A 14,688-nucleotide genomic window follows, 5' to 3' on the forward strand; every position below is an offset into this window, starting at 1 on the left:
TGTTCACCGTCCCGTCTTCAATGGGTGTGCCCTTTTTCTATTTCTTTTCCCATCCCTTTCAAAAATCCCATCATAAATATAAGTGCTGCATTCACATCAGGATCCCGGATGGATTTCATCATGCCCCAAACGCTAATGCTTTCATTTTTCCCGTTCATATCCGATGTTTCTTCTAGCCCTTTACTGATCCCATTTAAAATGATCTTCAATTTTTCCGGTTCAAGTGTTCCTAAAAACTCAAAGGCATTGAAACCATTTTTTATGGTGTTATGCATGCTTGGCTGATTAATTTGTTCCAAGGCGATAGCAGCTGCTTTTTCTCTTGCTTTTAGGAAACCTTTTAAAATATTGAGTACGCCGGAATTTTGCAGCTCATTCAAGATCTCAAGACTAGTTGTTATGGCTTCACGATTTTCTGAAATTTGTTTTAATATGACAGCTATATCCTGTGCTTGTTCTTCTTGAGCTGAAGACTGGATTTTTTCAATTTGCCTGATTGCTTTCGCCATCAATCAGCCCCTCGCTTTCTAACATTTCTGGAATGGAGATAAAATCGGATCGGCGCCATTTTTTCATCGTCTCAACCCCGATATGCGGCTGGGGATTACCGAATCTAAAATTATGGTGCGGTAAAGGTGATTCACCTTCTGTTTCCAGCACTTCCATTTTGACTTGCATTTCTTTGTAATTTGGCGTGTGCGTAATTTTATCATGATAACTGCTAGTAAGTTTGTTAACTGCTCCTTTGCCTTCCGTTGTGTGCATTGGCAAGTATAATTCTCTTCCTTTGACCTGATCCGTCACCCATACCTTTACTTTGACATGTCCATAAGGGGACGTAAGACGAACAAGAGCACCTGTCTGAATGCCCCTTTCCTCAGCGAGTTCAGGCGATACTTCCAGCCATAGTTCAGGAACTTTGCTTGTAATTCCTTCAGACTTATAAGTCATATTTCCTTCATGGAAATGTTCTAAAATTCGGCCATTATTCAGATGTAAATCATATTCGTCACCTGCTTCAAATGGCGGTGTCCAGTCCACAGGGAAAAGGCGTGCCTTGCCATCAGGAAAATGAAATTTATCCTGATATAATAATGGCGTATCCTTTCCGCTTTTCTCTACTGGCCATACAAGGCTTTCCCATCCTTCCAGCCGTTCGTAGGCGACACCTCCAAAAACAGGGGCTAGTTTAGCTGCCTCATCCATGATTTCCCCAGGATGCGAATAGTTCCAGTTTGCACCGAGCTTATTGGCAAGCGCCTGGAAAATCTCCCAATCGGGCTTACTGTCCCCTAGAGGCTCAAACACTTTGTAAAATCGTTGGATGCGCCGTTCCGTATTCGTAAATGTACCATCCTTTTCCAGGCTAGGTGCAGCTGGTAAAACGACATCCGCAAACTGAGCTGTTTTGGAAAAAAAGATATCCTGTACAACAAAAAACTCAAGCTTTTCGAAAGCCGCATGAACATGATTAATATTGGCATCGACCAATCCCATTTCTTCCCCAAAAAGATACATGGATTTCACTTTCCCGGCATGAATGGCTTCGACAACTTGGTGGTTATTGAGACCAGGTTTCTTCGGCAGTTCTGTTCCCCATGCTTTTTCATAACGGGCACGGACCTCATCATTTTCAATGGGTTCATATCCTGGCAGCCAGGCAGGCATCGTGCCAAAGTCACTGGCACCCTGCACATTATTATGACCACGCAAAGGATATGCACCGCAGCTTGGCTTTCCGAAATTGCCAGTGATTAATAGAAGGTTTCCGATCGCTGTGCTTGTATCGGTACCGCCCATATGCTGTGTGACACCCATTGCCCACAAAATACATGTTCCTTTTGATTCGTGAATCGCATTAGCAATGGTAATCATAGTATCTTTTGATAGCCCTGTGATTTCTTCGGCATAATCTAGGGTAAATTTATCAAGGGATTTGATGTAATCTTCAACATGATTAACCCGATTTTTCAGAAATTCTTTATCTTCCCATCCTTTATCAAGGATATATTTCGTGATCGCTGACAGCCATACAAGGTCCGTTCCAGGCTTTGGATGGATATGCAAATCAGCTCTTTGGGCTAAATCATTTTTCCGTAAATCTGCTACAATCAGTTTTTGATCATGCAGTTTATTTGCCCTCTTGATCCTTGTTGCTAGAACAGGATGGGATTCAGCAGGATTTGCGCCAATAACAATGATTAAATCTGCTCCCGCTATATCTTTAATGGTACCGGAGTCACCGCCGATTCCAACCGTACGCATGAGGCCCGTTGAGGCCGGTGTTTGACAATACCTTGAACAATTATCAATATTATTTGTTTTGAAAATGGACCTTGCCAGCTTTTGAAACAAATAGTTTTCTTCATTTGAACATTTGGAGGATGCTATAAAGCTAAGAGAATCTGCTCCATTTTCTTCCTTAATACGAAGGAGTTTTTCCGAGATAAGTGAAAGGGCTTCATCCCATGTCGCTTCAAAAAACTTTTCCCCTTTTCTTATTAAAGGCTTTGTTAACCGTTTTTCACTGTTCACAAAATCCCATCCGAACTTCCCTTTCACACATGTTGAAATTCCGTTGACCGGCGCATCCGGCTGTGGCTGAATTTTGAGAATTTCACGGTCCTTTGTCCAAACTTCAAAACTGCAGCCAACTCCGCAATAGGTACATACCGTTTTTGTACGGTTGATCCGATCCTCACGCATGGCTGATTCAATGTTTGAAATGGCAAAAATCTCTTTATATCCTGGCTCGACTTCTTTTGTTATATCAATCATCGGCTCAAGTATATTATTCGGAATATTTGTCAAATACCCAGCTTTACCGAGCATCGATTTTTCCATTAAAGCATTACATGGGCAGACCGTTACACAATGTCCACATGATACGCAGGACGATTCATTAATCGGAACATCATTGTCCCAAATCACTCTCGGCTGTTCCCGCTCCCAATCAATACTTAATACTTCGCTCACTTGAAGATCCTGACAAGCCTCTACACATTGACCGCATAAGATGCATTGATCAGGCTCATAACGGTAGAATGGATGAGAGTTATCAGGAGGATAAGGCTTCGGGGTAAATTCATATTTTTGATGATCCACTTGTAAATGCTCTGCTGTGTTATGAACCACACAGTTTCCGTTGTTATTATCACAAACGGTACAGTAGAGTTCATGATTTTTAAGAATCCGGGACATTCCCTCCAGCTGAGCTGCTTTTGCCCGATCAGACGCTGCGCTGACCTTCATATTCGGTTCGACCTTTGTCGTACAGGAGCGCTGTAATGTTCCATTCACTTCAACATAGCAAGTATCGCAAGTTTGAATGACGCCAACTCCCAAATCAGGCTGAGAGGAACAAATACCTGGCATAAAAAAGTCATTATCCCTGGCAGCTTCAAAAATGGATTGCCCTTGCCTAGCCGTCATCTTATGATTATCAATAAAAAAAGTAATGTTTTTTTCTTCCAACATAATCCCACCTAATTTAGTCCTCTGCTGTTAAGTATTAGCTAAATTTGGTAATTGTATTACTGATATCTAGTTATTTGCCATGTCTATTGCCAATAGTTGATAATGGAGGGAAAAATTGAAGGAAACTATTTTATTGGATATAATAAAAATTCCTTTTATAAAAATTTTTGGAAAAAATGATTCAAATTATGTGTTTTGGCCCGATTAGAATCAATAGTAGAGTACTAGGAAAGGAGTTAGAATATGATTCAAGAATATATCGAAATTCGCGGTGCACGGGAAAATAACCTTAAAAATGTGTCTTTGCGCATTCCGAAACGTAAAATCACGATTTTCACTGGTGTTTCGGGATCTGGCAAATCGTCAATCGTTTTCGATACCATCGCAGCTGAATCTCAGCGACTATTGAATGAAAACTTCAGTATGTTCGTCCGGACTTTTCTGCCGCGTATACCGCAGCCTGATGCGGATGCCATCGAAAATTTAAGCATGGCGGTAATTGTCGACCAAAAACGCTTAGGGGGCGGCGCCCACTCGACCTTAGGGACCATTACCGATATCTCTCCCATCCTTCGTCTCCTTTTTTCCCGCGCAGGTCAGCCTTATATCGGCGAGGCCTACATGTTCTCATTTAATGATCCGCAGGGCATGTGTCAGGAATGCAATGGAATTGGCCGCAAGCTGCGTGTGGATATGGATAAAGCCATCGACATGTCCAAATCATTAAATGAAGGGGCCATCATGCTCCCTGATTATAAAGTGGGCAGCTGGGAATGGAATATGCTAGTAGATTCCGGATCCTATGATATTAACAAAAAGCTAAGTGATTATTCTAAGGAGGATCTAGAGGAACTCCTGTATGGAAAAGCCAAAAAAGTTAAGGTGCAACTCTCTGGAAATACAATGAATTTGACTGTAGAAGGCGTCATCGAGAAGTTCACAAATAAGTACATCAAACAGGATTTGAAGACGAAATCCGAACGAACACAAAAAGCGGTTGCCCCATACATCACGGAAGGCCCATGCCCAGGCTGCCACGGAGCTCGCCTCAGTCAAAAGGCTCTTAGCTGTAAAATTAACAACTACAATATTGCTGATTTATCTTCTATGGAGGTTGGTCAGCTGATCCCTGTGATAAAGGAAATAAAAGACCCGGCAGCTGCTCCAATGGTGAAAGCAATAACAGAGAGATTACAGCACCTGGTGGATATCGGTCTCGAATATCTTAGTCTTGATCGTGAAACTGACACCTTATCTGGCGGTGAATCCCAGCGTGTCAAAATGGTTAAGCACTTAAGCGGCAGCCTAGTAGATGCTGTGTATATTTTTGATGAGCCAAGTGTAGGCTTACACCCCCGAGATGTACACCGACTCAATGAATTGCTGAAAAAGCTGCGAGACAAAGGGAATACTGTGATTGTGGTTGAGCATGACCCCGACGTTATTCAAGTAGCCGATCATATTATTGATGTAGGTCCATATGCTGGCGACAAGGGCGGCACAATTTTGTACGAAGGAAGTTTTGCTGGTCTGCTCGAGTCTGATACCTTAACAGGCAACCATATGAAGCACTCGATGCCGATTAAAGATCATTTTCGTCAAGCAACAGGCAAGCTATCAGTGGTAAACGCCTCATTACATAACTTAAAAAATGTTAGTGTTGATATTCCAACTGGTGTATTAACGGCAGTAACGGGTGTGGCTGGCTCTGGAAAAAGTACATTAATAAATGATGTATTTCTCCAGCAGCATCCTGATGCAATAGTGATTGACCAAAAAGCAGTCGGTACATCGACCCGCTCCAATCCTGCCACCTATACAGGCATGATGGATGACATACGGAAAGCTTTTGCCGCAGCTAACAAAGTGAAACCTGGTCTATTTAGCTTTAATTCCAAAGGTGCCTGTGAGAACTGCCATGGTCTAGGTGTTGTTTATACTGACCTATCGTTTTTAGAAAATGTCAAAACTCCTTGTGAAGTATGTGGCGGAAAACGTTTCAAAGAAGAGGTATTAGCCTATAAGCTGAATGATAAATCAATCGCAGATGTTTTGGGAATGACCGTTGAACAAGCACTAGCTTTCTTTGATATCAAAAAAGTGGTAAACGTTTTACAGGCCATGAGTGATGTAGGCTTAAACTATTTGACACTCGGACAGCCATTAAGTACATTATCGGGCGGTGAATGTCAGCGCATCAAGCTAGCAACCGAACTGCACAAAAAAGGAAGCATTTACGTCATGGATGAGCCAACTACGGGATTGCATATGTCAGACATTACTCATCTATTAGACATCATGAATCGACTTGTTGATACTGGAAACACGGTTATCGTCATCGAGCATAACTTAGATATCATCAGAAACGCCGATTGGATTATCGATATGGGACCCGAAGGCGGTAACAAAGGCGGTAAAGTCATATTTGAAGGCACGCCAAAGGAACTATTACATGCAGAACAATCACTGACAAGCAAGTACCTGATTCATTAATTGTTCATGAAGCAATTGCCTCTTTAATGTTTCACTGACTGTTAAAAGGAGGGGCCTTCACAGCCCTATGAGACAGGCACTTATGGGACAGCCCCTATTTGCCTAAAATAGGGGACGATTGTTGCTGCTTTAATGAGTCTCTTTAAAGGTTTAAAACAGTAAATTGCCATGCAATGGGGGAAGAAATCGCAGTGATTTTCTCCCCCATTTTTATTGCTATCAATGGTTTATGGCAAATAAAATCACAACTTGCGAATTGATATTCACTAACCGATAATTGGATTGCTAAAATAGATGTGAATGGCTAGGTTAGATTTTACTGTGTTTGAAAAATAAACGGAATAATTCCGTTTACATTAAAAAACACCTTTATTTTTCCAACAATAAAGGAAGTTTTTCCGTTTATCTTATTCAAATCTTCGGTTTTGCCTTATTTAGAACAGGTAATCGGAATTTCTCCGCTTATATCTGCTTCTTAAGCCTCTACTATATACATTAGACGGAAATTCTCCGCTTATGGCATGATGGTTAGTTAGTAAAAGGAATAAATGACGCTGCACACAACCATCATTATAGTGCTCCAGCACTTTTATACATCATTGAGAAACAGTGCTTACTGTAATGGGCAGACTTGTTGAAGAAGGAATTTTTTTTATTTCTTGAATTCTTATTTAATTGATGTAATTATGAATGAGCGAAAGGAGTAAATGACGATGATTAAAGGTTTCGGGGGGATATTTTGGAGAACCAAAAATCTAGATGCAACAAAAAAATGGTACAGCGAAGTATTGAAGATTAAAATAGAAAATTGGAATGGGACTATCATTAAACCCCATACAGGAAATGAAACGATTTTTTCATTTTTTGCTGAAGATGACAAGTATTTCCCAGCAGAACAGCAAGTAATGTTAAATTTCCAAGTTTATAACCTAGATGAAACTATTCAGCACCTTGAACAAATGAGTGTACCTATTGTAAAGGAAAAAGAGATTAGTGAATTTGGAAAGTTTATTTGGATTGAAGATCCTGATGGCAGACTGGTTGAGCTATGGGAGAAATAAACGGGTGCTAATTATCATATTTTGATGAAGGGTGCGATTCTTCAGCAGGAAGAATCGTTTTCTCTTTTTCAAGTAACTGGACATCCTCCCTTATTTGTTTAAATTATCGTTCGAAAAATAGTCGGGTGAAATGCGGCTACTTCACTCATTTATGAGAGTAACCTGACCTTTAAACCTTATTGGCACAAAAATGAGCAGCTGCCAGAACAACCACTCACTTGCTTTCCTTCTTATTTTAGGTCCATTGCTGCTCGAATAAGAGAAGTAAACGGTTGGATTTATATCATCCATCTTTTTTTTTCTAAAATTCCTCATGTTTTCCCAGTACCTTGCAATAAATGGAATTAATCATTGAAAATTCATATAAAGACAAAGAAAAGTTAATTCTTAATGTGCTATGTGAGCGTCGGGAAACTGATCCGAAACAAGATTTAAGATAATGTTATGTTCAAGAAGTGCCTTTAATCCACATAAAACAATGGTAAAACCGCTTGTTGAATCAATCACATGGTTAACGATTTCGTTTGGATTACCTTTAAATCCTGTGTTACTAATTGTGACCAATGTACCATCTGTCCGTGGTGTGAACACCCACTCCACGTTGGTATCATCATCAAATTGAATGAGGATTCTTCTGTTTGGTTCTAATTGTATGACATCAAGTTCCGCAGTTACGCCATACATCTCCCAATCCCATCGAATACGTTTTCCCTCTTCTAATCTTCCACTGCTTTTGGTAAACCAGAATTTTGTAGTAATAGAAGGATTGATAAAAGCCTCGAAAACCTCTTCAACAGGTTTTCTGATAAGCATTTCGACTTTTGCAATTGATACATCATCCAGATTTGTCATTATGTATTCTCCATTTCTATTTTCACTTTTTTGCACTTCGTCAATCCCTTGATTCTGCAAATAGTTCATCTAGGTCGATGCTAATGAAACAGAAAACTTTTATCAGTGATTTGAATTTTTTTGTATGCAGACAACATTTTAATGCTCAGCACGCTTCCGCAATACTTCTAGTTGCTGCTTCCATCCTTGGACATTCCCATTATAGTATTTACGCTGTTCCTCCTCCGGTACTGCAATACTAGAAAAACCATTTTCAATGACTATTTATATTATACACAGAATTATATTTCAAAATTAAAATAGTCAAAACACAATCAGGCAATACCTTCTATTTTGAATGGCAATGGATAAAAAAAGAGCAATCACACTTGATTGCCCTTCGATATAAAAGATTTTACCTTTCACAAGCCCAGCCGTCTTTATCATGGTCATGTTTTGGTGCATATGCAGGATGGTCTGAAGAAACACCGTTAGGATAATATTTTCTTAGTTCAGTACAATTTGCAAAAGAAGCTGGCGCATTTGCATGAACATCCGACCCGCCAGAATTATTTGTGGTTGAGGACGTTGATTGGTTATTGGACTCTTTTTCTAGTAAAGCTAACTTAGCTTTAGATGGAGTTTCATATTTTACTCGATCAGATTTTTGAACAAAAAGTCCTCCACCCAAACCATAGTATCCATTAGTTCCTGCCACTCTATAACTATAAACCCGATACTCCTCACCTTTTTTTAATCTTTTGTCTGGGGTTAAAGTGTCGCCAGTCATCTTAACGGCATTAACATTCGTTAGAATGGTTACCTTCCCTATTTGGCCCTTTTTTAATACTGGTCAAATTTGGTTGATATCAGTTCCTGTGATTTTTCAAAATTTGAATGATAGGGTGATTAGCAGGGAGTATTTTTATTAGTTTAGTTAACCTTTGGGTCCTTTCCAAAGGCATTGGGGTAGATTCCATTATTCGGATGAATGGGTGATCCGGCGGAAGCATTTGTTTTAATTTAATCAAATTATCGCCAGGTTTATGATCCAATTTCATTACTCCTCTCTCATAGATGAATGATAGGTTTAATTGCTATCCAAATCCAATGTTCTAAAATCAGCATCCAAAACAGTTTGTCCTGGAACATTTCCACTATTATTTATGCTAAGCCCGTTACTTGTAACTAAAACATTGTCATCACAATCAAAGAAAGTAACTCTAACTTCGTATATCAGAATAATCATATTATCTAAAAGACCAGTAGAGAATACTGCTGCTGTGTTTTCTTTAATCTCAATTGGACCCCCATCACCCGGTGTATTTTCAGGCCCATTAAATGAAGAAACAGGTACTTCAATTGGTTCATTAAAAGTCCAATCAAAAACCTCCACCTTAACACGTCGCGCACCATTCTTGTTAAGATTAGCGATATTTATAAGAATTTGCAGCGTTTCCAAACTTAAATTACCTAAGAGTCCACTAGATTTTACTTTACAAGGTCTAGTACCCATTCGAAACTTCCTTTCTATAATAAAGTCCTAATATTAAATGCTACAATGGGACAACCCGTAACGGCTAACATCATCTAAAACTTTGCATTGTAAAAAGAGCATAGTAAGTTCTTCACCTAGGGCATGAAGGACATTTCCCTTCGAAAAAGAACATAGTTTGTCCTTCATCAGGGGGATGAAGGACAAATAAGTAATTATATTCATCCGCAGCCGGATGCGGATACCATCGTATCTTGCCTTTTAATTCTTCGGTCGGTGATTCCTATACTTATTAGTGATTCTATTCAACAATATGAAATTTCCCATAAGTATACTTTGAAAAAAACAAAATAAATTTTTCAAATACATCTACTAACTCATTCACAACGTTAGGGATATGCTTTCGGTCTGACCGTATAGAATACCCTATTCCTTGTAATTGGTCGTTAAAATAAATGTCTGGGTGGATTAATTCTTTAAGATAATCTTCCATTTTCTTAAAATAACGATACCAAGATGACTTGCTATATCCAAACCGAATTTCAACAAATCCTCGATCCCGAGTACCCAGAGCAGATGAAAAGTAGGTAATATCAGCAAGCCCCGCACCCACTTTAAGGATTTTATCAAACTCCAAGTGTTTCTTTTCCGAATGGAAATTCAAAAAATAGGGGATTTTATTTCGCAATTCATTAAGCAAATATTCTTTTATATCATCGTCCCTTATGAAAGGATTCGCCGGCTCACCTAAGATGGCATTACCAATATGAGTAGCTGGCATTTGGACATGAGAGTCAATCACTTTAAACTTTTCGTCCACTTCATTAATGAAATGGAGGTTTTCCCAAATATCTAACTCATAAAGTGTATTCAAATCATTAATTCGCCTTATGACCTCCGGATGAATTTCTGCTGCGTAGAAATTGATATATTTTTGCGGATTTTGTCTTAGCAATTGTTTGACTTCATCAATATGGTCTTGGCGGAATTTAGCAGCTGTCCATATGACATACCCATCTGAAATGTTTTGAATGAGCGGAGTAATTTTCTGTTGAAGATGATCGGTCCGATCTGAACCCTTTATTTGATTTTCTACAAAAATTTCCACTCTCTTTTTCTCATTCACAGCATAAAAATCTATTTTTTTTGCACCTTTACTTATTTCTATTTTTATCTTATCAATCGAGTGGCCAACAATTTCCTCTATCGATCTTGGATACTTCTTTTGGGATAAGGTTAAAATCAGTTCTTTTTTTGATCCATTTTTGCTCATAAATTTAGCAGCCTTTATCAAATTTCACTTGAAGAATATCAATAAGTGTTTGTTTTACCTCTGGACCAACTAGCTGCCCGCCAATGGTGTAGTCATTGAATAATAGTATTTCAGATAGTTCTGGAAGCCTGTCTTTTCGTAAGTCAGCAAGGCCTAAAATCCAAAGTATAAACACAGAAGGGATCCTTAATGCTTTTATGATATTGACGACAATAGGCAGACTGGGTGCTCTCCGTTCTCCTTTAATAATTTTGTTAATATAAGCTGTATCTACATCTGCAAGCCTAGCCAATTCCTGCTGAGTCATCCCCTCCTTTTTCATATAAAATTTCACTGCCATACTAAAATCATCTGATACGTGCCGATTCTTTTTCATTATCATCTCTTCCTTTCCTTTGGTAATTTTTAATCTTGATAATATATTTTTCTAAAGAATTGAATTTATACCAAAAAATTTTAAAAAACTTATTAGTATGTACTATAATCAATATTTTTATTCCATTTCCTATAGTCAATATTTAAAAATTTTTAGGTGAATTTATAGTTTCAAGACCTAGTAATCGATGTTGGAGAAGAAGAAAGAAAAAAGCACTCGCTGCCCTGTCGCATCGAATGCTTCCAATCATTTACTCCCTATTTTATTAAATTCAATCAAACCATAAAAGTAGTTCACCTTAAAAATGTATTGTACATTTTCTGCACTACTAACTATTTTGAGCATGCATCAGTTCATATATCTTACGAGCGGTGTTGACATTTCTTACCGTAATTTGTTTGTATATCTTTGATCCAATAATCTTTGACATTCCGCTTTTGGTTACATTTTTCTTATCAACCGACCATAGGATTGCGCCAGGGACATACATTACCGTGTCAATATCTGGCTTAATGACCAGGTTGTCTAGCACAGATTCATCATCAATTTCATCCCACAAAAACATAACATCACTTTTCATATCTTTGTCATTTTTCCATGTTTCAGGAATAGCTTTAATGATTCCTCTGACATCATTGATACTGCGAACTACTACTCTAATATGCAATTCAAAATCATTTAGGATCGCTTCTTCCAAAATTTGTGATAGTTCCGTTTTTGATTGGCTATTGTTTGAGAAAATAATATTACCCGTATTGATGTATGTCAAAACATCATTCATCCCGGCTTGTTCAAACGTTTGTTTTAGGAGCTTCATGTCAATTTTATTTTTCCCACCCACATTAATCCCCCTAAGAAGAGCAATATAAACCATACCCATCCTCCTTTCTATTTTTTTTACCTAATCTGGCCATCATATCTACGTATCTATATCTATTATACTAACCTGGCCTGTATTTCGGGTACATGCGCTCAGTTAGAATCTCATAGACACCGATCCCTTTTTTGTCTGGGGGTTTGTCTATGAGAACCTCTCTCATGGACACAAGCCCTTGTTTATCCGGGGACTTTGTCCATGAGAACCTCTCTCATGGACACAATCCCTTGTTTATCCGGGGACTTTGTCCATGAGAACCTCTCTCATGGACACAAGCCCTTGTTTATCCGGGGACTTTGTCTATGAGAACCTCTCTCATGGACACAAGCCCTTGTTTATCCGGGGACTTTGTCCATGAGAACCTCCCTCATGGACACAAGCCCTTGTTTATTCGGGGACTTTGTCCATGAGAACCTCCCTCATGGACACAAGCCCTTGTTTATCCGGGGACTTTGTCCATGAGAACCTACTAACGGACACCGGTCCCATTTTTTCCCAGGAACTTGTCCATGAGAACCTCGCTCAATAACAATTGTTCTATTTTTCATTAAAGCGGGGGATTTTCCACACCTAAATGAATCCAATCTTCTTTGGGCGGTCCATAAACCCCAAAAGGTTTAATACCTGCTTGGCGCATAAGGATGGTCACTTGTCCGCGATGATGAACGATATGCTTAATTAGCCCCATTAATATTTGGGCATTTGTTTCTTCCCTGCCAAATGCCATTTGTACTTCTTTCAAAGATTCATCTGTCCATTGTTCTTCAATAATTTTGGCTGCAGAAGAACTTATATGTCTGCACGTTTCAGCAATTTCTTTTGCAGAGGTCGGGACATTTTCAGCACCATTTTCTGCTACCTCTGTCTTTAACCCAAAATGAGCTAAATATTCTGGAATGTTTGTTGTAAAATGCCAGGCTATCCTTCCTAATGTACGTCCTTCGGGATAAACCTTTTGATTCAATGAATCATCCGTTAAGCCATCTAAAACCTTTTGCGTAAGCGTTGCCTCGCGATTCCATTCTCTAATAAAGTCAGCAATCGTAACATACATATGTAATCCCTCCATAATGAATATCATTGATTATTATCAGATACATATTTTAAAACATTTGTTCGCATCATTCAAATTCCCTACTCTTTTTTCATTGAAAAGCATCTTTTTCCTCCTGTTAAAAATTAAAAAGACGAACCCTAATAAGTTCGTCTTACATTTAGCTATTTAAACTTCCTTTTAGCCAGACGCGGGGCCGGTATGGACCGACAGGGATTTGTATAAGGCTTGTTTTTTCTCTCGAACGGACTCCGTAAAGTTCATCACTTTGGTTCGAGTCGAATCCTAATAACGGGTGTCCCCCCATCTCTAGGGCACATGCTGTCAAGAGCAGCCTTTGCAAGAGTATCCCTGCTTCCATCTGTTGAATTCTGTATCCTCTATAGCCCATTTCCTTTTTGAGGTGATCTCTGTCTCCAACAACATGCAGACAGAGCGGTACCTGATACAGATTTACAGTGGGGGTTACTAAACCATTTTGCATATACTCCCGGAAATCCCCCTTAGATATTTTCCGAAGGGCATGTAAACTTTTGTCATAGGCGTAAGCACCATCTGGAACACCTTCCACGTTATAAAAAGTGCCATACAAATGTAACCCAGTATCAAGATTACCCTGTGTATGGTTAAGGTCTTTTTGATATGAAAAGGAAAAAGTCTCATTCAACAAAGCAGATACTTTCGGTTGACTAACTTTCCCTATCATAAAATCAAAATCGGGAGAGTGCCTCTCTCTGCAAATGGATGCCAGATCGTATGAAATTGCCTCCGAAAATGGCAGCATGATGAACTCCGAACCTAGTGCATGGTTAAGGGAATCACCTTTTTTTATGTTCACAAATGAATGGGTTGTTTCCAGCATTGAGGCTTCATTGATTTCTCTTAGCATTGGGTAATCTATGACTCTCTTTGAACGGTTATAGGTTTCATGCTTGAGTATTGGAACTTCCCGGCATAATTCCGTTGCAGAAATATTTTTTTCTAGATTAGATTGGTCAACATGATAAATGATCGGATAAATAGATAATGGGATCACAGCATATACACTTTCATCCTGTTCAGACAGCCCCAGCAAATGATTGATAGAACGATCTAGAAATTGATAGCATACCCGTGTTGAGAACCCCATCCTATCGGCCACTTCCAACGATTGCCCAATGAGCACGCCTGCATCTAACCCTTGTAGCCTGTAAGAGAAATTATTGTATTTATAAAAATTTTTTCCAAAAACCGTCGATACAAAAACAGTACAAAAATATTCTGAAAGATTATAACGATTTCCAAGACTTCTGGATAGGTAGGAATCATAGTTACCTTCTCGAACCAATAAAAGGCGGTGGTGTGCAACATCGTAGTGGTAAACTCCCTCTGGCACATCCTCCAGCTTTAAGTACACATATAATTCATTTGGATACAACGCGCCGCCAGATGGAACAAATCTGCGAAATAATTGGGCATAGCTTACAGCCGCCTTTTCTTCACTGCCCTCAATGAAAGCAGTTTGAGAGTATCGAGTAAGACCATATACATACCATAAGTAATGACCAACCTCCTCCAGGCTGGGTATGGAATTAGCTTTCCTCCCTTTGAGTGTTAACGGTGCGTCTGCAGTAAGTGGAATCTCTGGTAAGCCACGGTACAGTTTATAGGGAAGTGGCGCATCTTCCCAATCCGGCTGCCAATCCGATGGAAGAAGTTTATCCGTGTCAAAATGCAGATTGTATAGAAATGTATCTAGTTCCAATCTGAAA

The 14,688-nt window shown here is 39.1% G+C and carries 12 protein-coding genes; 2 read left to right on the top strand and 10 right to left on the bottom strand.

Annotation, left to right across the window (positions count from 1 at the left end; genetic code table 11):
* Window positions 1-17 precede the first annotated feature (17 nt).
* Both AC1Q59_RS02825 and fdhF read right to left on the bottom strand, forming a co-directional pair.
* Window positions 18-509, bottom strand: a complete 492-nt coding sequence (locus tag AC1Q59_RS02825; RefSeq protein WP_492364252.1) for a helical membrane plugin domain-containing protein — start codon at window positions 507-509, stop codon at window positions 18-20.
* Window positions 484-3,477 (bottom strand): formate dehydrogenase subunit alpha, encoded by a 2,994-nt coding sequence (gene fdhF, locus AC1Q59_RS02830; protein WP_492364253.1) that lies wholly within the window; start codon window positions 3,475-3,477, stop codon window positions 484-486. The genes AC1Q59_RS02825 and fdhF overlap by 26 nt, the downstream gene beginning before the upstream one ends.
* A 243-nt stretch (window positions 3,478-3,720) precedes the next feature.
* Between fdhF and AC1Q59_RS02835 the strand changes: the two genes are divergently transcribed.
* Window positions 3,721-5,970 carry an ATP-binding cassette domain-containing protein gene (locus AC1Q59_RS02835; RefSeq protein ID WP_492364254.1) on the top strand — a complete coding sequence of 750 codons (2,250 nt, stop codon included), beginning with the start codon at window positions 3,721-3,723 and terminating at the stop codon, window positions 5,968-5,970.
* Between the two features lie 713 nt (window positions 5,971-6,683).
* A complete protein-coding gene (locus AC1Q59_RS02840; RefSeq protein WP_492364255.1) occupies window positions 6,684-7,031 on the top strand; it encodes a VOC family protein in 348 nt (115 codons plus the stop codon).
* A gap of 387 nt (window positions 7,032-7,418) precedes the next feature.
* On the opposite strand, the gene AC1Q59_RS02845 is transcribed toward AC1Q59_RS02840, so the two are convergent.
* The 8 genes from AC1Q59_RS02845 to AC1Q59_RS02880 all read right to left on the bottom strand — a co-directional run bounded on the left by AC1Q59_RS02845 (window position 7,419) and on the right by AC1Q59_RS02880 (window position 14,681).
* Window positions 7,419-7,883: an SRPBCC family protein gene (locus AC1Q59_RS02845; RefSeq protein WP_492364256.1), complete on the bottom strand. Its 465-nt coding sequence runs from the start codon at window positions 7,881-7,883 to the stop codon at window positions 7,419-7,421.
* Between the two features lie 394 nt (window positions 7,884-8,277).
* A complete protein-coding gene (locus tag AC1Q59_RS02850) occupies window positions 8,278-8,580 on the bottom strand; it encodes an excalibur calcium-binding domain-containing protein (protein WP_492364257.1) in 303 nt (100 codons plus the stop codon).
* A 372-nt stretch (window positions 8,581-8,952) separates the two neighbouring features.
* Window positions 8,953-9,378, bottom strand: a complete 426-nt coding sequence (locus AC1Q59_RS02855; RefSeq protein ID WP_492364258.1) for a hypothetical protein — start codon at window positions 9,376-9,378, stop codon at window positions 8,953-8,955.
* Between the two features lie 280 nt (window positions 9,379-9,658).
* Complete coding sequence (locus AC1Q59_RS02860; RefSeq protein ID WP_492364259.1) at window positions 9,659-10,630, bottom strand: hypothetical protein; 972 nt, start codon at window positions 10,628-10,630, stop codon at window positions 9,659-9,661.
* Between the two features lie 4 nt (window positions 10,631-10,634).
* Window positions 10,635-11,006: a helix-turn-helix domain-containing protein gene (locus AC1Q59_RS02865; RefSeq protein WP_492364260.1), complete on the bottom strand. Its 372-nt coding sequence runs from the start codon at window positions 11,004-11,006 to the stop codon at window positions 10,635-10,637.
* Between the two features lie 328 nt (window positions 11,007-11,334).
* Window positions 11,335-11,880 carry a DUF1697 domain-containing protein gene (locus AC1Q59_RS02870; protein ID WP_492364261.1) on the bottom strand — a complete coding sequence of 182 codons (546 nt, stop codon included), beginning with the start codon at window positions 11,878-11,880 and terminating at the stop codon, window positions 11,335-11,337.
* A 550-nt stretch (window positions 11,881-12,430) separates the two neighbouring features.
* Window positions 12,431-12,937: a DinB family protein gene (locus tag AC1Q59_RS02875; RefSeq protein ID WP_492364262.1), complete on the bottom strand. Its 507-nt coding sequence runs from the start codon at window positions 12,935-12,937 to the stop codon at window positions 12,431-12,433.
* Between the two features lie 160 nt (window positions 12,938-13,097).
* Complete coding sequence (locus tag AC1Q59_RS02880; RefSeq protein WP_492364263.1) at window positions 13,098-14,681, bottom strand: SagB family peptide dehydrogenase; 1,584 nt, start codon at window positions 14,679-14,681, stop codon at window positions 13,098-13,100.
* Window positions 14,682-14,688: the final 7 nt, after the last annotated feature.

The organism is Cytobacillus sp. MT66 (assembly GCF_058792595.1).